Below are 26,262 nucleotides of genomic sequence, written 5' to 3' on the forward strand. Positions count from 1 at the left end.
GCACTGTGTTGCCTGAATTCAGCACCTTGCTGACGGTTAAACAAAAAACAATTATTAGCGCCATTTATTACTTGCACACTTTATCCAAAATTAATTAAAGCAACAGGTACAGGAAATTCCTAAACTAATTAAAGTTGTATTTTACATATGGAAATAAATGATTAAATCAGGTTAATGTATCACCTCACACAGAGCGCGTTTGAGCTTATGTGTTGAAAGAAAGACACACACAGCAATCTCATTACAAAGAGGCCAATAAAGGCCCAATGATAAAATCCATCAATCTTCAATTCTAAAAATGGATATGCTCCCTGCCCCTCACCGTTCTGCGGTGAGGGGTTTCCTACACAGCACCGGGGTCATTTACATGAAAAATAATTTACTCTCTATTACCTGGCTGCACGCCGCAGCCTGTTTATTGATCGTACTCTGCAATGCAGAAAGTTTTGCCGGTAAATTAAGTGACGTGAAATTTTCAGGTTTGGCAGGTTATGGTTCTTCAATCGGTCAGTTAGGCGTTTTCCTTTTTTTTATGAGCAGTGGCTATCTTATTTCAAGCCTGCACTGGAATGACTTTGGCGAAGGAAAGGTTATTCCGTTTATTAAAGGAAGACTGGTAAAAATATTGCCGGTTTATTATTTATTCACGCTGGTCACTATTGTATTTTGGGTGATGCAACCCTCGTGGTTTCCATCTACAACCGTAGAACCTGTGGATAATATCCTGTCACTGCTTTTTATTCCTTCGGTCTACATTAAAGAGCTCGGTTCGTTGACGCCGGTGCTCTCCTCAGGCTGGATATTCTGCTACGAGATGTTGTTTTATCTGATTTTTTCTACTGGCTTATTGCTGGCACGCCGTTCTGGCCTGACCTTGATTTTCCTCAGCGTGATTGTGTTGGCCGCCGCCAGTTTACTGGTTCCGAGCGATAACCCCTGGTTCCAGTTCTATACCAATCCAGTAATGCTTTATTTTCTCAGCGGTGTTTTTTGTTTTGCCATACAGCCGAGATTAACGATACCCTGGTTTCACAGCGGATATTCGCTGCTGATGGTGGCCTTCCTGGTTATCGTTGGGACAACGCTTTCCCAGGGTTTCCTGCAACTGGTGGTGCTGACCCTGAGTTTCTTTATTCTGACGTTTTTCAGTTTCCGCATCAGTAAAACGTCTTCTGCGGGTCGCGTATTAACGGCCGTCGGTCTGGCTTCCTATTCAATCTATGTCTGCCATCGCCTTTTGATGGGGGCACTGGTGGAAATGATCCAGTTGATTATTCCTGCGGGCAGCAGCCAGACTATTCTGTACCTTGCAATGGCGCTGTTATTGGTTGGCTCAGTCGGCTTCGGTTACCTGGTTTACTGGATGATTGAACGGCGTGCCTCAGTGATCCTGCAGGTAAAAGCGGGGTAAACGTTCCTTGAAAGTGCACCTCCAATTGTCCGTTGCCTGCGGACAATAGAGGTGCATTTTTTCGTTATGCCGTTACGCGTTTTAGCGACTGGGTTTTATACAACGCCCATCCGCTGAGCAATGCCAGTGCCATTAGATAATAGCTTGGCGCTAAACTTGTTCCGGTAGCGGTAATCAACAGGGTACAGATTAAGGGCGCAAAGCCACCAAACACCGTCACGGCGATGTTGTAGCTGATCGCCATCCCGCTGGCCCTGGTGGTCATCGGGAACAGATCGGCCATCATTGACGGCACCGTCGAGAAATAGACCGATTTCAGCAACGCCATCCATCCCACCAGCATCAGCAGCATTCCCGCCGTAGGACGGTTCACCACCAGCAGGAAGGCCGGGTAAATCGTCAGGATCAGCAAGATAAGCGATCCCCACATCAGCGGTGTGCGCCCTATTTTCTCCGCCCAAAGCCCCATCAATGGCGTGACCACCGTCAGAATAACCCCGGCTAACAGGGTGGCGCTGAATGCCGCCGTCCCTGAGAGGTGCAGGCTTTTGGTGGCATAGGTGGGGACATAATTCAGCATGTAGTTAATGCCGGTCGAGATCACCATCAGTCCGATGGCCAACAGCATCAGATTCTTCTGCTGCCCGGCCAGCAATTTCAGCGGAGAATGGGTTTTCTCCTGCGCGACAAAGCTGGCGGGTTCATGCACATGCCGACGAATATAGAGGCCGACCGGGCCAATCAACAATCCGAAAGCAAAAGGAATGCGCCATCCCCAGTCCTGGATTTGCGCTTCGCTTAGCCACTGGGTTAATCCCAGTCCGAACGCCGACGCCAGTAAGGTACTCGCGCCCTGGGTTGCGAACTGCCAGCTGGCGATAAATGCGCGGCGATGGGGAAAGTGTTCAACCAGGAAGGCGGTGGAACTGCCAAACTCGCCACCTGCAGAGAACCCCTGAATCAGTCGCGCCAGCAGGATCATGATTGGCGCGATCAGGCCGATGGTGCCGTACGCCGGCATCAGCACAATGATCAGCCCGCCGACCATCATCAGGGTGATCGACATCATCAGTGCCTTTTTTCGTCCGACGCGGTCAGCATAAGCGCCCAGTACGATCGCACCCAATGGCCGGATCAGGAAGGACACGCCAAAGCTGCCAAAGGTCAGCAATAAAGAAACGGCGGGATCCTGAGTGGGGAAAAACGCATGGGCGATATAGCTGGCGAAAAAGCCGTATACCGCGATATCAAACCATTCGAGAGCATTGCCCACGCAGGTGGCAAACAGGGTTTTATACAGGTTCGGCGTGGTGCTTAACGTGTCAGACTGCGGGTGAACGACGCTGCTCATACCGTCTTCTCCTGCTGTTGCTGATACTGTTGATGGCTGGCCAGCAGATCCGCGCCCTTCTCGCCCAGCTCCCACAACAGCTGGGTCATCATTTGCAGCCCTTCGCGGGCAATGGATTTCAGCATATGTTCATCAACGGCATGCTGACCGCAGGAGGGATAGGAATGCGGCACCCATAACGTCGGCAAGCCGAGGATTTTAGCGAAGACATCATTTGGCAGCGAGCCGCCGAGGTTGGGTAACAGCGCCGGTTTTTTCCCGCTAATTGAGGACATCGCCTGAAGCGCCCAGTCCACCAGCGGATCGCGTGGGTCAAGCCGGGTTGCAGGCGATCCTCGCAGTACTTCTACCTCAACCTGGCTGAAGCCATGACTGTCGAGATGCTGACGCAGATGCTGAGCGATATTTTCCCAGTCGGTGCCGACCACAAAACGCAGCTGGCACACCGCCGTAGCTTTGCCGGGAATGGCATTCATTGGCCTTTCTGGATTACCGGTCAGGAGTGAGAGCACTTCGAGGGTATTCCAGCCGTATAAGCGTTCGGTTGGCGTCAAACCGGCTTCGCCCCAGTTAACCTCAATCTGCGGGCCATCGGTGCTGTCCAGAACATCAATATCACTGAGGATTTCCCGCACGGCAGCGGAGATCGCCGGCGGTTTGAGCGCTGCAACCTGAAGCTGACCATGTTGATTGACCACGCAGGCCAGCGCGTTAGCCAGTTGAGTTCCGGGATTGGTCAGTAAACCGCCCCAGTTACCCGAATGATAATCGCGGTCGCGCGCATGGATACTGAGTCGGACGTTTACCGCGCCACGCGATCCGAGGAACAGCGTTGGGCGCTGCGCATTCAGCCGTGGACCATCAGAAGCAATAAAGATATCGGCCTTCAGCAATTCTGGGTTTTCGGCACAGATTTGCGCCAGGCCAGGTGAGCTGATCTCTTCACCCATTTCAAACAGGAACGTGCAGTTAAAGCCCAGCTTGCCGCCGCGCGCGCGGAAGATTTGCTCAAGCGCCGCGATGTTTACCGTGTGCTGTCCTTTATTATCGGCACTCCCACGGCCGTACCAGCGGTCGCCCTCTTCGGTCAGTTGCCAGGGATCCAGCCCCTCGCGCCAGTTTTCATCATCGCCAAATACCACATCGCCATGTCCGTAACACAGCAGCGTAGGTAAGGCTGCATCTTCGATTCTGCTGGCCACTAAAAAAGGGCGTGCGTGTGCGCTGGGATTTTCAAGCTGGGTCAGCGTAAACCCAAGCGCCTGCATCGCCGGGGCAATCTCTTCATCAAGGTAGCGCTGCAGTTCTTCATCACGATCGTTGCGCTGGCTTTCAGTACGCAAGGCAACGCGTCGTGCCAGTACCTGTTTAAATTCGCCGCTATCAAAATACGCTGTGGCCTGCGCCACTGCCTGTTCACCCGTCATAGGTCCGCCCGTTGTGTTTGCTTGTTTGTTGTTATGTTCTGCATCCATCTAAGCTAAAATCGGGGTTTGCCACAATCATCAAAATATCAAACACGCGTTGCTTTTAAAGCAAGGCAAGATTGCACAGTTAAGCAGCATGCACCAGCAGAAGGCAAAGCAATGCACAGTTCTGAAATTCGCTATTTTCTGGCCGTCGCCAACTGCGGCTCATTGAGTGCCGCCAGCCAACAATTGTTTGTCGCGGTTTCGGCCATCAGTCGCCAGATCCAGAAGCTTGAAGCGGAAATCGGCGCACCGCTGTTCGACAGACATGCGCGCGGCATGGTGCTGAACGATGCCGGGAAGATTTTTGAAAATCATGTGCGCCGGAGCCTGATGGATATGGAACATGCGATGGCGGAAATCAAAGGGCTGAAAGCGGTGAGAAGAACCGCGCTGCGTATTGCCTGCACTGACGGCATGGCGTTCAGCCTGCTGCCCGCGCTCTGTTCGCAGTTTCGTCATCTGAATCCGTCGGTCAGTTTTAATCTGACCGTGGGCAGCGCGCTGGAAGTGGCGGAGATCCTGCGCCGGGGAGAGTGCGATGTTGCTTTTCAGTTCAGCCTGCAGCCGGAAAGAGGCGTCGATGTCGTGGCCTCTTTCCCTGCGCCGGTATTGATCGTGATGCAACAGTGCCATCCGCTGGCGAAAAAGGCGTTTACCCTAAAGGATTTGCAGGCCTTCCCCGTGGCGTTACCCGATCAGGGCACCACGGTTCGCCAGCTGTTTGAGCTCTCCTGCCAGATGAGCGGTACATTTATCGAGCCGGCGATCACCTGCAATAATTTCAGTACGCTCTATTTTTTCCTGCAGCAAAACCCGCAGGCGATCACCATTTGCAGCCAGTTTACCGTGCTGTATCAGGCCAAAGAGCACGGTCTGGCATTACGGTCTATCGGCATCGATCAGCTCACCCAGCGCACGCTTCAGGTCCAAACGGTTAACGGCCGCCAGCGATCCGCAGCGCTGAATCTGTTTCTCACCTTTGTCAGTGAGCAGTTGCAGCAGCAGAATGAATTTTTTCGCAGCGAATATGGTTTCTGAGTGGGTTCGGGGTTTTAAGTTTAAAGGCATTAAGGTCAAAGGCTTTAGGTCAACATCGGCTCGGGGGTTTGGCGTCAGCATAGAGCCCGGTATCCGAGACGCCGTGAACCCATCCCTGGGGGCTTGGCTGCGGCATCCCTACCGCAGACACTCGGCTACCGGGCTCTATGCCGCCACCCCATAACTTAGTGTCGTTGGGTGGCCTGGTGGATACACAGGTCAAATACATTAGGGGAGCGGGTTTTGATTTGTGTGACCCCATTGAAACAGGCAACAATGAAGCCTTGGGGAAGGGAGAGAAGGTTGATAAGCAAAGCATCGGCGACAGGGATGTCGCCGCTGAGCCCCCAGGGATGGGTGCACGGCGACTTTACGTTCAACCTTCTCTCCCTGAACTTGCCACCAGAGCATCCATACGACTTGCTTTGTAACAGCGGCAAACTCAGCCAGCACTGAGGGAAAGGTTAACAACGACTTTGCGCCCTGACGAGGTCACCGAAGCATCCAGACGACTTGCTACAGCAATAAACAGAGCAACCAAACAACTTACCCCTGTAAGTCATTCTTGAGGAAGCCATAACGTGGACAGCAAATTACTGGGCAGTTACCTGAAAGATCGGCGTGCGAAGCTGAATCCGGCAGATTTCGGTATTTCTCCTATCCGCCGCCGCACGCCGGGATTGCGGCGGGAGGAAGTGGCCAACCGCGCCAACGTCAGCGCCACCTGGTATACCTGGCTGGAACAAGGCCGCGGCGGCTCGCCTTCGGCTGAAGTGCTCAACCGTATTGCTGAAGCGCTAGGACTGACGCCGGTGGAACGCGAACACCTGTTTTTCCTGGCGCAGCAGCGTGCGCCGCAGGTGCATTATCAGGCCTGGGAACCCATCTCTCCGCAACTTCAGCGGGTGCTGGATTCGCTGGAATACAGCCCGGCGATGGTGAAAACCCCGACCTGGGACATCATTGCCTGGAACGAAGCCGCGCGTGCGGTGCTGAAGGACTACAGCAAAATGGCGCCCGAACAGCGGAATATTCTGCGGATCCTGTTTGGCGATCCTCGCGTGAAAGAGCATATGGTGAATTGGCTGCAGGATGCCACGTTTGCCGTCGCGGCTTTCCGATCGGAAGTGATGCGCGCCGGTGCCATGGATTCCGTGCAGCCATTGATTGATGAGCTTTGCCAGAGCAGCAGCGAATTCAACACCATCTGGCAAAATTATGATGTTCAGCAGTACGGCGAGGGCATCAAACATACGCGCCTACCGTTAGTGGGCGAGTGCAATTTCGAATACTCTTCGTTTGCCGTTGATGGCCGCGCCGATCTGGGCCTGGTGATTTATACCCCTTCCCGGCCGATCGATCGGGAAAAAACTGCCACGCTGATCGCTCACTGGCGTCAACAGCAAAGGGGATAAACGACGGCCCCCGTCAACGAGGGCCACCGGCATTACTTCATATCAACCTGATAGAAGATATGTTTGCCAAACGGATCGATCTCATAGCCGGTCACCTCTTTGCGTACCGGTTCAAAGATGGTCGAATGGGCAATCATCACCGCAGGGGCCTGATCGTGCATGATTTGCTGCGCCTGGCGGTAAAGCTGGATGCGTTTATTATGATCCTGCTCGCTACGGGCTTCGGTGATCAGCGTGTCGAACGGCTTGTAACACCATTTCGAGGAGTTCGAGCCGCCGTTGGCCGAGGTGCAGCTGAACAACGGACCGAAGAAGTTATCCGGATCGCCGGTTGCGGTGGTCCAGCCCATCAGCGCGGCCTGATGATCGCCATCCTTCACCCGCTTCAGGTATTCACCCCATTCAAAGCTGACGATTTTGGCATTGACGCCCACTTTCGCCCAGTCGGCCTGGATCATCTCCGCCATGCGGCGCGCGTTCGGGTTATACGGACGCTGAACCGGCATTGCCCACAGCTCGATAGTGGTGCCCGGCTTGATGCCGGCTTCTTTTAACAGGGTTTTGGCTTTCTCAGGATCGTAGTCGTAATCCTTCAGATCCTGATCGGCACTCCACACGCCCGGCGGCAACAGATTCTTCGCTGCGGTGCCGGTTCCCTGGAAGACCGCCTGAATGATCGCCGGCTTATTGATGGCCATGGTCAGCGCCTGACGGACCTTAACGTTATCCATCGGCGGCTTTTGCGTGTTGAATGCGAGGAAACCGGTGTTCAGGCCGGGCTTCTGCATCAGCACCAAATCCTTATTCTCTTTCATGCGCGGCAAATCGGCGGGATTCGGGAACGGCATCACCTGACACTCGTTCTTCTCCAGCTTGGCTAAACGCACCGACGCATCCGGCGTGATGGCGAATACCAGCCGATCCAGCTTGGCTTTACCCTGCCAGTATTCCGGGAAGGACTTGAACAGGATGCGCGAATCTTTCTGATACTGCACCAGCTCAAAAGGTCCGGTCCCGATCGGCACCTGATCGACCTTCTCTGGCGTGCCCGCTTTTAACATCGCGTCAGCGTATTCAGCCGAGAGAATCGAGGCAAAGTACCAGCCGAGATCGGCGAGGAACGGCGCTTCTGCATGGGCCAGCGTAAAGCGCACGGTGTTGTCGTCAACTTTTTCAATATTCTGGATCAGCGAGCCAAACTCCAGGCTTTCAAAGTTGGCGTAGGTGCCGTTAGAGACATTGTGGTACGGGTTTTTGGGATCTTTCTGCCGCATAAACGAGAAAATCACGTCATCTGCGTTGAAGTCGCGGGTCGGTTTGAAGGCTTTATTGCTCTGGAACTTCACGCCTTTTCGCAGATGGAAGGTGTAGGTTTTGCCGTCGGGGCTGATATCCCAGCTCTCTGCCAGACTCGGGATCAGTTCTGTGGTGCCCACTTTAAAATCCACCAGCCGGTTGTATACCGGCACGGCGCTGGCATCAACGCTGGTCCCTGAGGTGTATAACTGCGGGTTAAAGTTTTCCGGCGATCCTTCCGAACAGAACACCAGCGTTTTCGCCGCGGCCCCAGAAGCCACAACCAATGCCAACGCGGCAACGGCCGTCCTTAATACTGATTTTCTCATCTCCATCCTCACTTTAAAGTGCTTTTATTGTCTGTCCTGAACAGTTAACAATCTAATCGCTATCGCCTGAGGGAGCCAGTAAAAAGACGCATTTTTGACCATAAGATTGGGTTATATTTCAAATGATTGAAAATTATTTACGCGCGGGAGCGGTAAAATATCCGCCTGAAAAGTGAGTGGCGTCTGACGAGAAGTCAATGAGAAGTGAGGGTAGGACGGAGGTAAAATGACTGTTCCCCACCGGACGGCAGGGAACACAGAGCGTCAAGAAGACTGAAGGATCAGTTCAGCTTGTACTCGAGGGTAATCTCAGCGTTTAACACCTGAGAGACCGGACAACCGGCTTTCGCCTGGTTGATAATTTCATCGAATTTGCTGCTATCAATGCCCGGCAGTTTGACCTGGCTTTGCAGGGCAATTTTGGTGATTTTAAAACCATCACCCGACTTATCCAGTGACACATCGGCTACGGTATCGATGCTTTCCGGGGTGAAGCCTGCATTGCCTAACATCAGCGACAGCGCCATTGAGAAACAAGCCGAATGGGCCGCGCCAATCAGTTCTTCCGGGTTGGTGCCTGGTTTGCCTTCAAAACGGGTATTAAAGCCATATGGCTGCTCTTTCAGCGCGCCGCTTTCGGTGCTGATCGTGCCTTTACCCTGCTTAATATCGCCTTCCCAGTGCGCCTGCCCTTTCTTATGAATGGTCATGACTGTCCTCCTGTTTGTTTATCATGAACATTCAGTATAGTGGCTTCTCAGCGCTTCGCCCGGAGAAGCCTTTCAACTGGCTATTTACTGACCAGCCCGTCCCGTCATTTCTCCGCACCGGCTTTGACCTGAGCCTGACTCTCTGATAGTTATAACAAATCCGCTTTACCCCCACACAGACACAGGAAGACAGGATGAATCAGCAACTGGCCAGCCAGCTCAGCACCCGTTTTTACCGTTACCTTGCCGTCACCAGCCAGAGTGATGCCTCGGCTAAGGTTCTGCCCAGCACGCCTGAACAACACAATATGGCGAAAATGCTGGCCGAAGAACTGCGTGAGCTGGGATTACAGGATGTGGTGATTGATGAATTCGCCACCGTCACCGCCGTTAAACCGGGTAACCGCCCTGCTGCACCCCGCATCGGCTTTATCACCCATATTGATACCGTCGACGTTGGCCTGTCTCCACATATCCATCCGCAGACATTGCGCTTTGAAGGGAAAGACCTGTGCCTGAATCAGCAGGAAGATATCTGGTTACGCACTGCGGAACACCCGGAAATCAATGCCTATCATGGCCAGGACGTAATCTTCAGTGACGGCACCAGCGTGCTGGGTGCGGATAATAAAGCGGCGGTCACCGTGGTGATGACGCTGATGGAAAATCTGACTCACGACACGCCGCACGGCGATATCGTGGTGGCGTTTGTGCCTGATGAAGAAATCGGCCTGCGTGGGGCGAAAGCCCTCGATCTGAAATCGCGCTTCGATGTCGATTTTGCCTACACCATCGACTGCTGTGAGCTGGGTGAAGTGGTGTATGAAAACTTTAACGCGGCGGCGGCTGAAATCCGGCTGACCGGCGTGACCGCACACCCGATGTCCGGCAAGGGCGTGCTGGTCAATCCGCTGCTGATGGCAATGGATTTTGTCGGTGAGTTCGACCGTTTTGAAACCCCTGAACATACCGAAGGCCGCGAAGGCTATGTCTGGTTTAACGATATGACCGCCAACGCCAACGAGGCGCGGCTGAAGGCCTCAATTCGTGACTTTGACCTGGCCTCATTTGAGCAGCGTAAACAGAAAATTGCCGATGTGGCCGAGAAAATCCGCCAGCAGTACCCGACCGGTAGCGTTGAATTTACCATTACCGACACCTACAGCAATATCAGCAATGCGATCGGCGAAGATCGTCGCGCCATTGATTTGATCTTTGCCGCCCTGGAAGCACTGGATATCGCCCCGAAAGTGACACCTATGCGCGGGGGCACAGACGGCGCGGCGCTTTCCGCTAAAGGGCTGCTGACGCCAAACTTCTTTACCGGTGCGCATAACTTCCATTCGAAGTTTGAGTTCCTGCCGGTGCCTTCATTTGTGAAGTCCTACCTGGTCGCAGAGCAGCTCTGCCTGCTGGCGGCGAAATAAAAACAAAAAAGGGGCGAATTTCTTCGCCCCTTCTCACTCTGCCTCTCAGCGCGACTTCACGCCCGCGCGTTATTCTTTAACCGCAACATCAATGCCTGGGAAGAATTTCGCCGCCAGCTTGGTCACGGTGCCATCAGCCTGAACTTTGGTGATAGCCGCATCCAGTTCCTGCTTACGTTTGGCATCGTCTTTACGCAGGCCAAAACCGATACCCACGCCGAGGATCTGCGTGTCTTCTACTGCGCCACCCGCAAAGGCAAAACCTTTACCCTGCGGCTTTTCCAGGAAGCCAGACTGACCCGCTGCGGACATCACCAGCGTGCCATCAAGACGGCCAGCAACCATGTCGTTGTAAACCTGGTTCTGATCCTGATAAGAGGTGACCGTCACGCCCTGCGGTTCCCAATGCTTCTTGGCGAAGGTTTCCTGCACCGAGCCCTGCAACACGCCGATGTTTTTCCCTTTTAGAGAGTCAACGGTCGGTTGCAGGCCTGAGCCGCTTTTGCCAATAAGCTGGCTTGGAATACGGTAAATCGGTTTGGTGAAGCCAATGCTTTTCATGCGCGCTTCGGTGATGTTCATCGCCGAGTTAATGGCGTCGAATTTCTTCGCCGCCAGTGCCGGGATCAGAGCATCAAAGCTGCTTTCTACCCAGCTACATTTAAAATTGCCCGCCTGGCAAATCGCTTTGCCCAGCTCGATATCGAACCCTTCCAGCTCACCGGAGGCGTTGCGGCTTTCGAATGGCGGATACTGCGATTCCAGACCGTAACGCAGCGTTTCCTGCGCCAGTGCAGACATGGAAGACAGCAGGCCTACAGCCACAAACAGTGCATTCAGTTTCTTCATCAACTTCCCCTCAGGAGATTTATTAGCGAGGCTTCACCTGGCACAGCGCCTGAGCGCCCGCCTTCAGTGTGGCTTCGTCTTTTGCGAAAGAGAGACGGATCAATTTATTGTCAGTACCATCCGTGTAGAACGCCGAAAGTGGGATAGTTGCTACACCGTGATCAACAATCAAACGTTTTACCATTTCGCTGTCAGATTCGTCACTGAAATCTGCATAGCTGGCCAACATAAAAAACGAACCGGCTGACGGCAGCAGCGTAAATGGCGACGCTTTCATCAATTCCCCCAGCATGTCGCGCTTACGCTGATAAAACTCCCCCAGTCCGAGATAGTTAGCCGGTTCGCGCAGGTAATCCGCAAAGGCAACCTGCATCGGGGTGTCGGCGGAATACATCATAAACTGGTGAACCTTGACCATCTCTTCCATCAGCTCCGCCGGGGCCAGGCAATAGCCAACACGCCAGCCGGTGACGTGGAAGGTCTTGCCAAACGATGAGACGATCACGCTGCGTTGAGCCAGCTCCGGATGCGTTGCCATGCCCTGATGTTGGCGACCATCAAACAGAATATGTTCATAGACTTCATCGGACAGCACCACGATATTGGTGTTGCGGGTGATGGCCGCCAGCTGATCAAGATCGGCCCGCGACAGCACCTGAGCACTCGGGTTGTGCGGGGTGTTGATGATAATCATCCGCGTGCGCGGCGTAATTGAGGCGCGCACTTGATCCCAGTTGATGGCGAAATCCGGCACCTGCAGCTTCAGACCGACCGGCACGCCGCCCTGCAAGCGAACCACCGGCGCATAGCTGTCAAATGCCGGCTCGAAGAAGATCACTTCGTCGCCACTGTGCACCAGACCACCGATTGCCGCATAAATCCCCTGGCTGGCGCTGCCGGTGATCAGCACTTCGCTGGCCGCGTCATACTTCTGGCCATACAGCGTCTGCACCTTGCTGGCTAACACCTCTTTCAGCGCTCCCAGCCCGGTCATCGGCGCATACTGATTATGCCCCTGCTCCATGGCTTTGGTGACGCCGTTGATCAAGGCCTCGTCGCACGGGAAGTTGGGTGCGCCCTGGGACAGGTTAATGGCGTTATGCTGGGCAGAAAGTTGGCCGATCACGGCGAAAATGGTGGTGCCAACATCCGGTAATTTTGAACGCTGCTGTACAGAGGATTTGATGGTCATGCTGTCTCCGTTGGAGGTGGAATGCGCAATGTCTCTATTCAACGTGAGCACACTTGAGCCGACAAGCGAATTGTTGTCATAATAGCTATGACTTTTAAACATAGCTCAGAGGCAAACAATGTCACGGTGCACGCTCCCGCTCAATGCAATTCATGCCTTCATTGTCACTGCCAGGCACCTGAATCTGACCCGCGCTGCCGGGGAACTGTGCATCACCCAGGGCGCCGTTAGCCGCAAAATTGCTTCGCTTGAGAACTGGCTGGGGTTTGCGCTGTTTGATCGCCACGCCCGTGGCCTGACCCTCACCGCTCAGGGCGCCAGCCTGCTTCCCGCAATGAAAACCCCCTTCGAACACATGATGCAGGCGGCCGAACAGGCCAGCAAAACCCATGGCGTGATCCGGCTGAAGGCACCGACCTGTGCCATGCGCTGGCTGGTGCCTAAACTGGTGGCGCTGGAGCAGGCGCAACCCGAACTCCACGTCTCGCTAACCAGCACCGTCGACCACAGCACCCAGCTGGATAATCATGACGTGGCGATCCTCTACGGGAGCCAGCCGGCCGGCAGTTGCCGGTTGTTTGATGAGGAGCTGACGCCGGTTATCGCCGCCAGCCTGCAGCCTGAAAAACCGATGGCAGTCAGCGATCTCTCAGGCTTCACTTTTTTGCATCCCACCGCCGACGGGCGTGACTGGCAGCTGTGGTTAAGCCAGCAGCCGTCAGCGGTGTTGCTGAAGCGCAACCAGCATTTCGATACCATGGATTTGGCGATCAGCGCCGCGATTCAGGGATTTGGCGTGACGGTGGCCGATGTGACCCTGATCGCAGCGGATCTGGCGATGAAGAGGCTGATCGCCCCGTTCAGTGAGACGGTGAAAACGGGCGCGGTCTACAGTCTGATCCAGCGCCCGCCGGAAGAAGCGCCACCGCAGCTGGCTGCATTGGTGGCGTGGTTATGCCAGCGGTGATCTCCGCGGGCAAAACCCTTAGAACGATACCCACTCATCTGCCGACGCAGCCGCCGGTTTAGCCGTCAGCGCGCGCGTCATACCGCCGGCGGGCTTAACATAGGCAGCCGGTGCGGGCACGGCGGCAGACACGGGCGACAGGCGGAATTTCGATACTGACAGGGTCAGCTCTTCCGTCTGGCGTTCCAGCTGACTGGCCGCCGCCGACACCTGCTCCACCAGCGAGGCGTTCTGCTGGGTCACGCTGTCCATTTCGGTGATCGCCGTACCGACCTGCGAAATCCCTTTACTCTGTTCTTCAGAAGCCGAGGCGATCTGCTTCATGATTTCAGTCACTTCGACCACGCCGCTGAGGATCGCGTCCATGGTGCTGCCGGCCTCACCGACCAACAGCGATCCTTTTTCCACGCGGGAAACCGAGTCAGCAATCAGCATTTCAATCTCTTTCGCTGCACCGGCGCTGCGCTGCGCCAGGTTACGCACTTCGCTGGCGACCACCGCAAAGCCACGGCCCTGCTCACCGGCCCGCGCGGCTTCAACTGCCGCGTTCAGCGCAAGAATATTGGTCTGGAAGGCGATGCTGTTGATCACGCTGGTGATCTCGGCAATCTTCTTCGAACTGCCCGCGATGCCCTGCATGGTGGTGACCACATCATTCACCAGCTTGCCGCCTTTGCTGGCGGTGACCGAGGCATTCTGCGCCAGGTCGCTGGCCTGACGGGCGTTGTCGGCGTTAAATTTCACCGTGGCCGTCAGCTGTTCCATACTCGCCGCCGTTTGTTCCAGCGCCGCAGCCTGCTCTTCAGTGCGTGAAGAGAGATCGTTGTTGCCGGAAGAGATTTCAGCCGCGCCGCGATAGATATTGTCCGTACCGCTGCGGATGGCGCTCACCGCTTCACGCAGGCTGTCCTGCATGGCGCGCAGCAGAGGCACCAGTTTTCCGACGCAGTTACGACCGATATCTTCCAGCGGATGGCTCAGATCGCCATCGGCAATCAGGCGGAAATGCTCACGCATGCCGTCGAGCGGACGCACCAGCATTTTGACCAGGTAGCGGTCAGTAAACAGTAAGATAAACAGGCCGACGATCACCGACAGCACAATGACAATTTTGGTGACATCGGTCAGATGGTCAACGGTAACGCGGGTGGTATCCAGCTTCTGACCCGCCGCCAGATTGAATTTGTCGACGGTGGCTCCGAACTCGCGGCTCAGGGCTGGCGTGACGCCGGTCGCCTGGCGCCGAAACGCATCCATATTGCCCTGCTGTGCCAGCTGCATCTGTGGCAGCACGCCGTTATCCAGCAGCTTTTGCCAGCTGCCGATCACCGCTGCGGAATAGCCCGCATCCATCGGCCCCGGTGACTGGGCTTTAAAATCGGCCAGCAACGCAGACATGTTATCGAGCGCCTTTTGCACCGACGCCATATCCGCCGCAGCAGAGGCGCTGCCAGACTGGCGGGACTCCACGGCACGCGTCAGGCGGGTGATAAAGCGGAAATACTGATCGTTGCCTTTGCTCAGGGTGGTCATCTGATTGACCAGTTCACGATCGACCTCATTACCGTGGCCCAGCGCATTGAGGGAATAGACGCTGTACATGCCGACGGCAGACCACATCAGGCAGAACAGCCCGAGGATCCAGAGCATCACGCTGCGGATGGTAAAGTTTTTTAACAGGTTCATAACTACTCCGTAACGGTATTAATGCGGATTACATCGCCTGAAAGATCGGGCGCTTATCCGCTATTATCGGCACGGAGTGAGAAAAACTGAGGGGATATCCGCTGGCGATTCAAAAACTTAGACTGACCTCCAATTCAGTTAAGTCCTTGCTGCCAAAGTCATTTAAGGTCAAAACCGCCAGAACATTCGATTTAGCGGGGAAATAATTATGTTACGCAACTAGTCGTTTAACCGCACCATCCCTTTCATCAACAGACGGAACAACTGGGTCCGTCGGCGCATAAAGCGCTTTTCCAGCTTCAGCACCGCCTGCCCCTTGACGCCAAAGCGCATCACCTTGTCTTCCCACGGACGCCAGGCCGGCCAGTTGATCTCGCCCTCGATTTGATGCGAGAAGGCGCTGGCATCCCGGGCAAAACTCAGCCAGTAGTCGCTGACCTTTTTGGCGAATGCCCGATCGTTGTCGGTAAACGGTCGATCGCTTATCTCGTCACCGAAGGCGTCCAGCGTATCCAGCGTGTAGGGGATTTCGTTACCGTGCCAGGTGCCGTTCACATACAGATCGCGCGCGTTTTCAGAGACATAATCGAAATAGTACCGCCATGCCGGCATGCCGTTGCGGTGCTGCGCCAGCGCGGCAATATAGCCCATGGTGGTGAAGGTCATATCGCGGGCCACCTGTCGGCCCAGCTCACTGTCGTCATACACGCCGTCGTACATCATGCGGATCATTTTCAGCCGCAGCCCGATTCGCTGCGTCTGGCGTACTCCGGCAATCACTTTTGCCGGGTCAACGCCAAAGTAGCTGAGTACGCTGGCTTCATCGCTGTTACTGCCGATCATCAGCGGCAGTTTTAGCTGTTTCGCGGCGGTGAAGACGCTGAGCATCGGTTCCGGTAACACACAGTCGCCGGCGATGGCCACCGGCCCGTTAGCCAGCGAGCTGTCCAGCTGCCAGAAGGCGTCAGCAGGTAATTCCCTCAGCTGCCCGGCCGTTGCCTGTTCCAGCCCGAAATGGCTGGCCAGCCTGACGCCGGTGTTGAGGGCTTTTTGGCGGGGAACATCCGGCAGCGTATAGGCGCTCTGGGCAATGCCTTTGTGGAAAAGCCCGGCGGCCAACGGCGAAGCAAACAGGGACAGAACGCTTCGCGCCCCGGAAGATTCGCCAAAAAGGGTGACGTTGCTGCTGTCGCCACCAAAGCTGGCGATATTGCGCTGTACCCATTGCAGCGCGGCAATCTGATCGAGCAAGGCAAAGTTATTCACCACCTCACCCGCCGGATACTCTTTGTCTAACGCCGGGTGGGCAAAAAAGCCCATATGGCCCAGTCGATAGTTGATGGTGACGATCACCACCCCGCGCGAAGCCAGCGGCAATCCGTTATAAGGTGCCAGACCGCCCGCGCCCATGGCATAACCGCCGCCATGGATCCACACCATCACCGGCAGTGGACGAGCCGGTTCCAGATCGGGAGTCCAGACGTTGAGATACAAACAGTCTTCGCTAAAGTTACCCGGATCGCCTCCGCCTACCGCCAGACAATATTCCCGGTTCTGCCAGCTGGCATTTCCCCAGGCGGTGGCATCACGCTCACCTTGCCACGGTTTGACGGGTTTAGGCGGCTGCCAGCGTAACGCACCCACGGGTGGTGACGCATAGGGAACGCCCCTGAAGACAAAAACACCGTCTTCTAGACTTCCGCGAAGCCGTCCTTCCGCGGTACTGGTCCTTAACAAACGATCGTGTCTCATCATCTCATCCTGAAATAGCCTGCTAATCATTATTTGCAGCCGTGAGACGAAAGTCCAATCTTTGCGGCCATTTGCAGATTATGCTGAGCGGACAGCAAATCGATTGAAAGAGAGATTCAGAGGATTTGAGTTTCATCGCTGTTCATTTTTGATTATGTTTTCCTCTCCCCTTATCTGAAAGGATTTGACCATGTTTTCGGCCCTGAATAATGGATTTTCCCGCCTGACCGATCGTCCTGATTTCGGCAAGCTGGTGCTGCGCCTGACCTTTGGCATTTTGCTGCTGTTTCATGGCGAATTTAAGGTAATCCATGGCGTCGGTTGGATTGCCAATATGTTGAAACCGCATGGCATACCCGGCTTCGTGGCATACGGCGCGTATATTGGGGAAATTGTTGCCCCGATTATGATTATTATCGGTCTGATGACCCGTCCGGCCGCATTTGTGATTGCGGTGAATCTGGTGGTGGCCACGCTGCTGGTCAAAACCGGCGCGATTTGGGACCGTACCAACGTAGGGGCCTGGGCGCTGGAAGGCGAGGCGCTTTACCTGTTTGGTGCGCTGGCGATTATGTTCCTCGGCGCGGGTAAATATGCGCTAATAAAAAATCCACGTTTACAGTAAAAAACCGGGGCATGCGCTCATGCCCCGGTTTTTTTAGCGCATCTGCGTCACACCACACCTCGCCAGACTGGCTTTTTGCCGCTGGGCATAGAGTGCAATTTCATCCTGCACCGCCGCGCCTAACGCTTTTTCAAACTCCGCTTTGCTGCTGTGGCCCTGACTCCGTGCTTTGGTTTCGCTGCCTAAATTGGACTGGAAGATCCCGGCGGCACTGACCGGCAGGAAATCCTCATAGATCATTGGCGTGGCGCTGATTAGCCCCGCATCCAGTAAAGTCTCGATATTTTGCTGCGCGGCAATCTGCTCAGGATGCGCGCGGCCCTTTTCGCTCAGGCGGAAGGTAAACCAGGCCAGCTGTTGCACGCGTAAGGTTTTGGCATCATCCGGGAAGGCCTGGAAAATGTCGCCCAGCTTCTGCTGGTGAACGCGGTTGTCAGTGCCCGTTTCACTCTCATGCAGCAGGCGATCGTACAGCTCGCGGCCTTTGGCAGTGAGCGCAATGCCCCGCTGTTCAATCTCGCCAAACCTGGCGGTGTGCGTGCCCTGCTGCGCGTTGCGAAAACGCACCGCCTCATCCAGCGCTTTAAAACTGGTCTGCCGCAGCAGGATCGGCACCTCGCGACGCGGCGGCCCTTCGATGATCGCTTTCGGCGTGATGCCCGCGTCTGGCATCAGCGCCTGCACGCGATCGATATCCAGCGTGCGGGGCGTCAGGTGGTTGATATGGCAGCCGGGGAAACAGACCACATCGGCGATCAGACGGTGCTGGTCGAGTAAGGCCTGATAGGTGCCCTGGTCAACGGTGGTTTGCTGATGCCAGCGGAAAGTTTCCAGCACTTGCGGAATAAACTCTTCCGCCTGCTGCTCGGTCAATCCGCCCTGCTGCTGATGCAGCCTGACCAGTTCACGGCAGCGCGGCGTGAAGATATCGCGCGCGGCCAGAATTTCTGCCGCCTGCTGCTGCAGGGAAGGATCGTCGATCAGTTCCAGGCGGAGTAACGAGGTAAACAGACGGAAAGGATTGGCATTCAGCGCGTCATCGTCCAGCGGACGAAACGCCGTGGAGTGAACCGGCACCCCGGCCTGAGAAAGGTCATAATAGCCGACCGCATACATGCCCATAATGGCAAACACCTGCCGCAACATAGCCAGTTCAGCCGCGGTGCCCACCCGGATTGCGCCGTGGCGTTCAACGCTTAACCGCGACAGCTCATTGTCCCGCTCAAGCTGCTGTTTCAGGGCCGGATTCTGCGCCAGCACCTCGGCATTAACCTGTGAGACCAGTTTCAACAGCGTGCCATATTGCGGCACCTCCTGCTGATACATCGCCGACATCGCACTGGCAAACCCGGCGCGAAGGCTATCGGCAGACACCCATCTACTTTCCATTTTCTGACCCTTATTGCAGTGATGCAGTCAGATTACTGGAAAGCGCAGGAGCCGGAAAAAATTATTGGTAATTTGTGATCGGCCCCGGGATTGCGGGTTAGCGACGGTAGCCGTAACGGTATTTCGCCAGCAGCAGTAATGAGGTCAGCACCGCCGGGATCGCCAGGCTACTAAACACTTCGGTGATGTTCCAGCCCATCGACAGCATTTGCGCGCCGGCAAACGCGCTGAGGATCGCGCCAATCCGCCCGACGCCATGCATCCAGCTGGAGCCGGTGGCACGGGCGTGAGTGGGATAATAGCTGGCAGACAGCGCGTTCATTCCGGTATTGGCGCCATTCAGGCAAAAACCACTGCAGAAGGCCACCAGGCTGAGCACCAGCGTGTGGGCTGGGGCAAAGCCAATCGCCACCGTGGCGATGGCACCGGTAAAATAGATCGCTGCCAGCGCCAGGTTGGCATTGAAGCGGTCCATCATCCAGCCCGCAAACAGCGAACCCACCGTGCCGCCTGCCTGATACATCGCGGTGACCAGCGCCGCTTGCGTGACCGTCATCCCCATGTCTTTCACCAGCGAAGGCAACCAGCTGCCGATCAGATACACCAGGAACAGCCCCATAAAATAGGCGCCCCACAGCAGCGTGCTGCCCAGCAGGTAAGGACGGCTCAACACCAGCCGCGCCGCGCCGTGGCACTGCGGTTTTTCCGCCATGGCGAACTGACGCCCGTTCAGCGCCTGGTCCGGTGCCATTTTCGCGACGATCTGGCGGATGCGTTCAGCGGGCGCCTGTCTGGCGATCAGAAACCGCACCGATTCCGGCAATCCCTTCAGCAGGATCGGCACCATCAGTAACGGTAAAATTCCGCCCACCACCAGCACCGCATGCCAGCCGAAGGTGGGGATCAACCACGACGCCGCAAATCCGCCGCCCGCCGCACCAAAGGTGAAGCCGCAGAACACCACGGTGATAATGAAGGCGCGTTTACGTTCAGGAGAGTATTCCGCCACCAGCGTGCCGACATTGGGCATTGCCGCGCCCATCCCCAGCCCGGTGAGGAAGCGGAACAGCATCATTTGATCGACGTTGTGCGACAGCGCGGTCATCAGCGTCCATAAGCCGAAGAAGAACACGCTGCTGATGATCACCACCCGACGGCCAAACCGGTCGGCCAGCGGACCTGCCAGCATCGCCCCCAGCGCCAGGCCAATCAGTGCGGCACTGATCACCGCCCCAAGCTGATGAGTGCTGACGCCCCAGTCACTTTTCAGCGCCGGTGCAATAAACCCCATCAGGGCAATGTCCATGCCGTCCATTGCCACCACGGCGAAGCACAGGGCAATAATCCTTTGCTGGTAACGGCTGATGCTGCCTTGATTAATTAAGGCACGCACATCAATCGCAGCGGTACTCTCCACGTTAGCGCTCCATGGGCCAGCAGCAGTCAGGGGCTGGCGACGTTTCCTGAAAAAAATTGTCGGCTATGATAACGGATTGTCTGCGTGTTGACCTGTCTTATTAAGGAACAACCGTTACGACAGCGGTGAATAAAGGCCGGTTTGATAATGCGCTTTGATACTTAGCCGCTATGAACGCGGTTAAAAGTGATGGAAAACTGTGCAAAAGCCGTAAATGTTAACTAAATTTTGCAATAAGGTTAACAAATCTCTCTTATGCGCCTTGCCAGTTGGCTGGCCTGCTACTTACGCTGGGTTATGGATAAAAATTACCTGTTTAATCAGCGCATTCGCTTGCGCCATCTGCACACTTTTGTCGCCGTTGCTCAGCAAGGGACGCTCGGTCGTGCCGCCGAAACGCTGTCGCTGAGCCAGCCTGCGCTGTCCAAAACCCTTAACGAACTTGAGGAGCTGGCCGGTGCACGGTTATTCGATCGCGGGCGGCTGGGCGCGCAGTTAACCACTATGGGCGAGCAGTTCCTGACCCATGCGTTGAGGATCCTCGATGCGCTCAATCACGCCGGACAATCCTTCAGCCCGGCAGAGATTGATCAGCCGGCGGTGCTGCGCGTGGGCGTGTTGACCACCGTGGCGCTGGGGATGCTGCCGTCGATACTGGATCGCTTCCACCAGCTGCAACCTCAGGCGATTGTTCAGGTGGCTACCTTGCACAATAACGTGCTGATTGCCGGTTTGAGAGCCGGAGAATTTGATGTCGGCATCGGTCGCATGGCCGATCCGGAAATGATGACCGGGCTGACCTATGAACTTCTGTTTATGGAAAATTTACGGCTGGTGGTGCGGCCCGATCATCCGCTATTGAGTGACAACGTCACGCTGTCCAAAGCCTTGTCCTGGCCGGTGGTGATTTCGCCGGAAGGCACGGCACCCCGGCGTCTGGCGGATGAGATGATCAAAGAACAGGGCTGCCGCTTACCGTCCACGCTGGTGGAAACGTCGGCGACGTCCCTCGCCCGGCAGCTTGCCTTGCGTTACAACTACGTCTGGTTTGTGCCGTCGGGCGCGATCAAAGAGGATTTGCTGCATCAGTCGCTGGCCGCGTTGCCGATTGCGTCGCACGGGCCTGGTGAATCGGTGGGCATCATTACCTGTACCGGCGCACCGTTAAGCCTTAGCGCAGAAGTGCTGCTGGCTACCGTGCGTAAATCCCATTCAGGGTAGCCAGCTTAAGGCTTAACGACTGCGTTTGGCGTGGCGTTCGCGGTTTTCCTGCCGGGCCTGCTCGGTTTTCTTCAATCCCACATAACAGGCCCCGCTGCCGCCATGTTGCGGCAACGCGCAGCAGTAAGCCTGTACCAGATCGAACTGCTGCAACCAGCGATCCAGATAGCTGCGCACGATGTTGGCATGTGAACCATCTTCCCGCCCTTTACCGTGCACAATCAGCAGATTGCGGTAGTTCTCCTGCTCGGCCAGCAGCATAAAGCTGTAAAGCGTCTGTCGGCAGGTTTCCACCGGCTGCCGCAGCAGATTCAGCGTGGCGTTGGCGGGATATTTTCCGTGGCGCAGCTTATCCAGAACGCCCTGCTGAATACCTTCGGCCTTGAATTCTAACGGCGTTTCGCGCGGAATAATGGTGAGAAAACCGCTGGTCAGAGGATTATCCAGCTGCAGGTCTTCCAGGGTGTTGCGGGGTGATTTGGTTGAGGGGGATTTCAACCAGTGAACATTGGCGCAATCCTTTAGCGGCTTAACGTCGTCCATTGCCATCGCATCTTTAAACAGATCCTGCTCGTCAAGATTCATCTTGCGGTCCCCCGGAGGTCAAAAAAACGGAGGTGGAGAAGGGCTCCACCCAGCAAGTTTAGCAAAAGTCTCGCCGGAAGCTATCCCCTTAATCTTGCCGCGAAAGCGCGTAACGGGCGCTGGCCTCATCGGTGATCAGCCCGGTCACCCAGCGTCCCCGTAATGCGGCGGCGATCGCTTTATGCTTGTCCTCACCGCCCGCAAAGGCGATCACTTTACGTTGCGTCTGCGCGGTGAGTTCCACGCTGGTCAGCCGCCGATCTAACTCGCTTGGCACCCGCTGGCCATCCTCACCGATAAAGTGCCCAAGCATTTCTGCCGCCACCTTAAGCGATTCCAGCGTACTCACCTGGCTGTCGGTAATAAAGCCGTCGGCATTCAGCGGGCAGCCTGCGGCAACCTGCCCGATGCCAACGAACATGATATCGGCACTGGCCGCTTTTTCGGTGACGGTGCGATAGATGCGGTGGTTACACCACAGATCGCGGTCTTCTACGCTGTCGGCATACAGCGGCGCAGGCAGAATAAAATAGCGGCCCTGGGTTTTCTCCGCCATCCACAGCGGTACGTCATAGCGGGTACAGGAACCATCACTGGCAATTGCGCCAATCAGTGACACGCAACTGTGCTGCGGCCGGTCAAACTCGGGCAGCTCATCAATGGTTGCCCGCAAGGTGCGGCCCGAGCCGACAGCAATGGTCTGCGCGTCTTCCAGCTTCAGCGTTTGTGCCATCACTTCCGCGCCGGCAACCGCGATCATCTGCTGCAAGCCTTCGCCATCCACTCCCGCCGACGGTACCACCTGACAGACCTGCAGATTGAACCGGGTTTTCAACTGTTCGGCCAGCGTCATACAGTCAGCCACCGGATGGGTAATGCTGACGCTCACCAGGCCCTCCTCTACCGCCAGCGCCACCAGACGCTGGGCCACCTGCCGTGATACGCCGAGCTTGTCGGCAATGTCGTGCTGGGTTTCGCCAGCGACGTAATACATCCAGGCGGCTCTGGCAGCCTGATCCAGTTTCTTATTGTGCTTACTCATTCCGTTGCTCCGCGATTTTTTTCCAGCTTACTCTGAATAATTGCCCGACCATCGGGCAAAAGCAAATTTTGTGATCTATCCCGCAGACAGTCGAGCGCAGAATCCGCAGGCTATAACGCATCAGGCAAAAGCCCCCTTTGAGAGCAAAAGCCCAAAATCAGGAGAGAATGATGACCACTGCGACCCCGTCGATTTGGCTGCACATTGGTGCAGGATCCTTTCACCGTGCCCATCAGGCCTGGTATCTGCATCGCCTGATGGCTCAGGGTGACTGCCGCTGGGAGATTGCGCTCAGCAATATTCGCGATGATGCGGTACCGCTGTTTAACACGCTGGCCGCGCAAAATGGCGAGTACACGCTGGAAACCGTCACCCCGGAAGGGGAACGTCAGTATGAGAAAATCACCTCAATTAAAACCCTGGTGCCGTGGGACGCGGAGCTTAAAGGGCTGATCAAGCAAGGCGCCGACCCGCGTACTAAAGTGATTGCCTTTACCGTGACCGAGAGCGGTTATTTTCTGGATAACGATCACCAGTTAGACCCTGAGCATGCGGATATCAAAGCCGATCTGCGGGGAGAGGCACGGACGATTTATGGTGCCCTGACCCGCGTACTGCTGGCCCGCATGGCCGCGCACGGCAATCCGCTGACGTTGCTTAACTGCGACAACCTGCGGCATAACGGCGAACGTTTCCGCCAGGGTTTCCTCACCTTCCTTAAACTGCGCAACGAGCCGGCTTTACTGGCATGGGTTACGGAAAATACCACCTCGCCCAATACCATGGTCGACCGTATCACGCCGCGTCCGACTGCCGATATCGCGCCGCGCGTGCTGGACGCCACCGGTTTTGCCGATAACGCGCCGGTAATGGCGGAAGCCTTTATCCAGTGGGTAATTGAGGATGACTTTGCCGCCGGACGACCGGCGCTGGAAAAGGTCAATGTGGAGATGGTCGACTCCGTGCTGCCATGGGAAGAAGCCAAAATCCGCATCCTGAACGCCAGCCACAGCTGCATTGCCTGGGCCGGGACGCTGGTCGGGCAGGACTTTATTCACCAGAGTACTCAGACCCAGGAAATTAAAGAGATGGCCTGGGAGTATGTCACTCAGGACGTGATCCCGTCGTTGTTGCCAAGCCCGTTAGATCTTGAGAACTATCGCGACGTGGTGCTGGCCCGCTTTGCGAATCCGTATATTCGCGACACTAACCAGCGCGTGGCCGCCGATGGTCTCTCGAAGATCCCTGGTTTTATTACCCCCACCCTGATGGAAACCTACCAACGGGGCGAAACGCCGCGCGCGACCTCGCTGCTCCCGGCGCTGTTCTTCCTGTTCCTGCAACGCTGGCATCAACAGGATCTGCCTTATGACTATCAGGACGGTGCTCTTGATGCAGCGGCACGCCATGAGATGTTCAGCCATAAGGATGCGCTGGCGCGCTATGCCGCCGATGCCACCCTGTTTGGGCCGTTGTCACAGCGCGCAGAGTTTGCCGCGTTACTGGAGCGTTCGGTCGCCAGCCTGCAAAGCTGGGCCAGACATCCGCAGCCGGTAAGCGAATAAGGAGCCGGTTATGTATCTCGGAATTGATGCGGGAACGTCGGAAATCAAGGCGCTGGTGATCGATCGGCATGGTGAGATTATCGCCACTTCAGGCGCGAAACTCACGGTGCAGCGCCCTCATCCACACTGGTCTGAACAGGATCCGGCTGAATGGTGGCAGGCGCTGCAACAGGCGGTCAGCAGCCTGCGTTCAAAAGTCGGCGAACGTTGGGCCAGCGTCCGTGCGATAGGACTCTCCGGCCAGATGCATGGCGCCGTGCTGCTTGACGGTGATAATCGGGTGCTGCGTCCGTGCATTTTATGGAACGACACCCGCAGTGTCGCAGAATGTCAGGCGCTGATGGCCGTAGCCACCGATTTGTCGGCGATTTCCGGCAATCTGGCGATGCCCGGTTTTACCGCGCCCAAGCTGTTATGGGTGGCGCGCCATGAACCGGCAATTTTCGCCCAGACGGCCAGCGTCCTGCTGCCAAAAGACTATCTGCGCTGGAAAATGAGCGGTGAGAAACTGAGTGATATGTCGGATGCGGCGGGCACCCTCTGGCTGGATGTGGCGAAGAGAGACTGGTCCGACAGCCTGCTGGCTGCCTGTGGCCTGACCCGCGATCATATGCCGCGCCTGGTTGAAGGATCTGAACCTGCGGGAAAACTCAAACCGGAACTGGCCCGCCAGTGGGGATTGCGTGATGAGGTGATCATCGCCGGCGGCGGCGGTGACAATGCGGCCAGCGCGGTGGGCATTGGCGCCGTCAATGCGGGCGATGCGTTTATCTCTCTGGGTACATCCGGCGTGCTGTTCGCGGTTAACGATCGCTTCCGCCCTAATCCGGCGTCTGCGGTCCATGCATTTTGCCATGCGTTACCTGAGCGCTGGCACCAGATGAGCGTGATGCTGACGGCTGCCAGTGCGCTGCGCTGGCTGTGCGATCTGCTGGGAGCGTCAGAAACCACGCTGTTAGCGGAAGTGGCGACCTTAAGTGCTGCTGAACAGCGCAACGCGCCGGTGTTTCTGCCTTATTTATCGGGCGAACGCACGCCGCACAACGACCCGCAGGCGACAGGATCGTTTCATGGGCTGACGCACGCCACCCAGCGATCCTCACTGGCCTATGCCGTGCTGGAAGGCGTGACCTTTGGCATGGCTGACGGCCTGCAGGTGCTGGAGGAGGCGGGCACCCGCATCAACAGCTGTTCACTGATCGGCGGCGGCGCCCGCAGTCCGTGGTGGGCGCAACTGCTGGCTGACGCGCTGAATATCCCGATTGTTACCCATCAGGGCGGTGAAGCTGGCGGTGCGCTGGGCGCCGCGCGATTAGGCTGGCTGGCTGATGGCGGTGACGAAGCCGTGGTCTGCCGCAAGCCTGCCGAATTAACCCGCTATCTGCCTGAGGCTGGCCGCCATCAACGGCTGCAAAAGCGGCTGGCTTATTTCCGCTTGCTCTATCAACAACAGCGCGAGGCTCGCGCACTCGGTTTCTAAATCATCCCGGACGCCAAGTCCGTCCGGGCCCTGCACGCCTTAG

The 26,262-nt window shown here is 56.2% G+C and carries 21 protein-coding genes; 9 read left to right on the forward strand and 12 right to left on the reverse strand.

Annotated elements, in window-relative coordinates; all coding sequences use genetic code 11:
• Window positions 1–367: 367 nt before the first annotated feature.
• A complete protein-coding gene (locus tag ACXKZG_RS12220; RefSeq protein WP_488874925.1) occupies window positions 368–1,411 on the forward strand; it encodes an acyltransferase family protein in 1,044 nt (347 codons plus the stop codon).
• A gap of 64 nt (window positions 1,412–1,475) precedes the next feature.
• Here the strand turns inward: ACXKZG_RS12220 and ACXKZG_RS12225 are convergent, their stop codons facing one another.
• Both ACXKZG_RS12225 and ACXKZG_RS12230 read right to left on the reverse strand, forming a co-directional pair.
• Complete coding sequence (locus ACXKZG_RS12225; protein WP_151037540.1) at window positions 1,476–2,762, reverse strand: MFS transporter; 1,287 nt, start codon at window positions 2,760–2,762, stop codon at window positions 1,476–1,478.
• Window positions 2,759–4,189: a M20 family metallopeptidase gene (locus tag ACXKZG_RS12230; RefSeq protein ID WP_488874926.1), complete on the reverse strand. Its 1,431-nt coding sequence runs from the start codon at window positions 4,187–4,189 to the stop codon at window positions 2,759–2,761. The genes ACXKZG_RS12225 and ACXKZG_RS12230 overlap by 4 nt, the downstream gene beginning before the upstream one ends.
• 159 nt (window positions 4,190–4,348) lie before the next feature.
• On the opposite strand from ACXKZG_RS12230, the gene ACXKZG_RS12235 reads away from it, so the two are divergent.
• Together ACXKZG_RS12235 and ACXKZG_RS12240 are read left to right on the forward strand one after the other, a co-directional pair.
• Entirely contained in the window at window positions 4,349–5,272 is a 924-nt protein-coding gene (locus ACXKZG_RS12235) for a LysR family transcriptional regulator (RefSeq protein WP_346598711.1), read from the forward strand.
• Between the two features lie 581 nt (window positions 5,273–5,853).
• The gene (locus ACXKZG_RS12240; RefSeq protein ID WP_013202047.1) at window positions 5,854–6,687 is read left to right on the forward strand and encodes a helix-turn-helix transcriptional regulator; all 834 of its coding nucleotides are present in this window, start codon (window positions 5,854–5,856) and stop codon (window positions 6,685–6,687) included.
• 32 nt (window positions 6,688–6,719) lie between these two features.
• Here ACXKZG_RS12240 and ACXKZG_RS12245 read toward each other — a convergent pair whose 3' ends face one another.
• Window positions 6,720–8,312: an ABC transporter substrate-binding protein gene (locus ACXKZG_RS12245; RefSeq protein WP_013202046.1), complete on the reverse strand. Its 1,593-nt coding sequence runs from the start codon at window positions 8,310–8,312 to the stop codon at window positions 6,720–6,722.
• A 281-nt stretch (window positions 8,313–8,593) separates the two neighbouring features.
• The gene (locus tag ACXKZG_RS12250) at window positions 8,594–9,022 is read right to left on the reverse strand and encodes an OsmC family protein (protein WP_013202045.1); all 429 of its coding nucleotides are present in this window, start codon (window positions 9,020–9,022) and stop codon (window positions 8,594–8,596) included.
• 194 nt (window positions 9,023–9,216) lie between these two features.
• Here ACXKZG_RS12250 and pepT point away from each other — a divergent pair, with 194 nt between their 5' ends.
• On the forward strand, window positions 9,217–10,449 hold the full coding sequence (gene pepT / locus ACXKZG_RS12255) for a peptidase T (RefSeq protein WP_488874927.1): 1,233 nt from the start codon (window positions 9,217–9,219) through the stop codon (window positions 10,447–10,449).
• 69 nt (window positions 10,450–10,518) lie between these two features.
• Here pepT and ACXKZG_RS12260 read toward each other — a convergent pair whose 3' ends face one another.
• Both ACXKZG_RS12260 and ACXKZG_RS12265 read right to left on the reverse strand, forming a co-directional pair.
• Window positions 10,519–11,298, reverse strand: a complete 780-nt coding sequence (locus ACXKZG_RS12260) for a transporter substrate-binding domain-containing protein (RefSeq protein ID WP_013202043.1) — start codon at window positions 11,296–11,298, stop codon at window positions 10,519–10,521.
• A 22-nt stretch (window positions 11,299–11,320) separates the two neighbouring features.
• Window positions 11,321–12,490: a pyridoxal phosphate-dependent aminotransferase gene (locus ACXKZG_RS12265; protein WP_488874928.1), complete on the reverse strand. Its 1,170-nt coding sequence runs from the start codon at window positions 12,488–12,490 to the stop codon at window positions 11,321–11,323.
• Window positions 12,491–12,608: 118 nt separating this feature from the next.
• Here ACXKZG_RS12265 and ACXKZG_RS12270 point away from each other — a divergent pair, with 118 nt between their 5' ends.
• Window positions 12,609–13,457, forward strand: coding sequence for a LysR substrate-binding domain-containing protein (locus ACXKZG_RS12270; RefSeq protein WP_488874929.1), 849 nt, complete (start codon window positions 12,609–12,611; stop codon window positions 13,455–13,457).
• An 18-nt stretch (window positions 13,458–13,475) separates the two neighbouring features.
• Here the strand turns inward: ACXKZG_RS12270 and ACXKZG_RS12275 are convergent, their stop codons facing one another.
• Together ACXKZG_RS12275 and ACXKZG_RS12280 are read right to left on the reverse strand one after the other, a co-directional pair.
• On the reverse strand, window positions 13,476–15,143 hold the full coding sequence (locus ACXKZG_RS12275; RefSeq protein ID WP_488874930.1) for a methyl-accepting chemotaxis protein: 1,668 nt from the start codon (window positions 15,141–15,143) through the stop codon (window positions 13,476–13,478).
• Window positions 15,144–15,362: 219 nt separating this feature from the next.
• The gene (locus ACXKZG_RS12280) at window positions 15,363–16,895 is read right to left on the reverse strand and encodes a carboxylesterase/lipase family protein (protein ID WP_488876265.1); all 1,533 of its coding nucleotides are present in this window, start codon (window positions 16,893–16,895) and stop codon (window positions 15,363–15,365) included.
• A gap of 190 nt (window positions 16,896–17,085) precedes the next feature.
• On the opposite strand from ACXKZG_RS12280, the gene ACXKZG_RS12285 reads away from it, so the two are divergent.
• Window positions 17,086–17,520 (forward strand): DoxX family protein, encoded by a 435-nt coding sequence (locus ACXKZG_RS12285; RefSeq protein ID WP_105759087.1) that lies wholly within the window; start codon window positions 17,086–17,088, stop codon window positions 17,518–17,520.
• A 33-nt stretch (window positions 17,521–17,553) separates the two neighbouring features.
• On the opposite strand, the gene hglS is transcribed toward ACXKZG_RS12285, so the two are convergent.
• Together hglS and ACXKZG_RS12295 are read right to left on the reverse strand one after the other, a co-directional pair.
• A complete protein-coding gene (gene hglS / locus ACXKZG_RS12290; RefSeq protein WP_488874931.1) occupies window positions 17,554–18,909 on the reverse strand; it encodes a 2-oxoadipate dioxygenase/decarboxylase HglS in 1,356 nt (451 codons plus the stop codon).
• A gap of 97 nt (window positions 18,910–19,006) precedes the next feature.
• The gene (locus tag ACXKZG_RS12295) at window positions 19,007–20,326 is read right to left on the reverse strand and encodes an MFS transporter (RefSeq protein ID WP_134824053.1); all 1,320 of its coding nucleotides are present in this window, start codon (window positions 20,324–20,326) and stop codon (window positions 19,007–19,009) included.
• Between the two features lie 297 nt (window positions 20,327–20,623).
• Here ACXKZG_RS12295 and ACXKZG_RS12300 point away from each other — a divergent pair, with 297 nt between their 5' ends.
• Window positions 20,624–21,547, forward strand: coding sequence for a LysR substrate-binding domain-containing protein (locus tag ACXKZG_RS12300; protein WP_488876266.1), 924 nt, complete (start codon window positions 20,624–20,626; stop codon window positions 21,545–21,547).
• Window positions 21,548–21,559: 12 nt separating this feature from the next.
• On the opposite strand, the gene smrA is transcribed toward ACXKZG_RS12300, so the two are convergent.
• Both smrA and ACXKZG_RS12310 read right to left on the reverse strand, forming a co-directional pair.
• Window positions 21,560–22,132, reverse strand: coding sequence for a DNA endonuclease SmrA (gene smrA, locus ACXKZG_RS12305; RefSeq protein ID WP_488874932.1), 573 nt, complete (start codon window positions 22,130–22,132; stop codon window positions 21,560–21,562).
• An 88-nt stretch (window positions 22,133–22,220) separates the two neighbouring features.
• Window positions 22,221–23,174 carry a sugar-binding transcriptional regulator gene (locus ACXKZG_RS12310; RefSeq protein ID WP_488874933.1) on the reverse strand — a complete coding sequence of 318 codons (954 nt, stop codon included), beginning with the start codon at window positions 23,172–23,174 and terminating at the stop codon, window positions 22,221–22,223.
• Window positions 23,175–23,344: 170 nt separating this feature from the next.
• Between ACXKZG_RS12310 and dalD the strand changes: the two genes are divergently transcribed.
• Window positions 23,345–24,739, forward strand: coding sequence for a D-arabinitol 4-dehydrogenase (gene dalD, locus ACXKZG_RS12315; protein WP_471721133.1), 1,395 nt, complete (start codon window positions 23,345–23,347; stop codon window positions 24,737–24,739).
• A gap of 10 nt (window positions 24,740–24,749) precedes the next feature.
• Window positions 24,750–26,219 carry a xylulokinase gene (gene xylB / locus ACXKZG_RS12320; RefSeq protein ID WP_488874934.1) on the forward strand — a complete coding sequence of 490 codons (1,470 nt, stop codon included), beginning with the start codon at window positions 24,750–24,752 and terminating at the stop codon, window positions 26,217–26,219.
• Window positions 26,220–26,262: the final 43 nt, after the last annotated feature.

This window comes from Erwinia sp. 2186 (assembly GCF_057812255.1).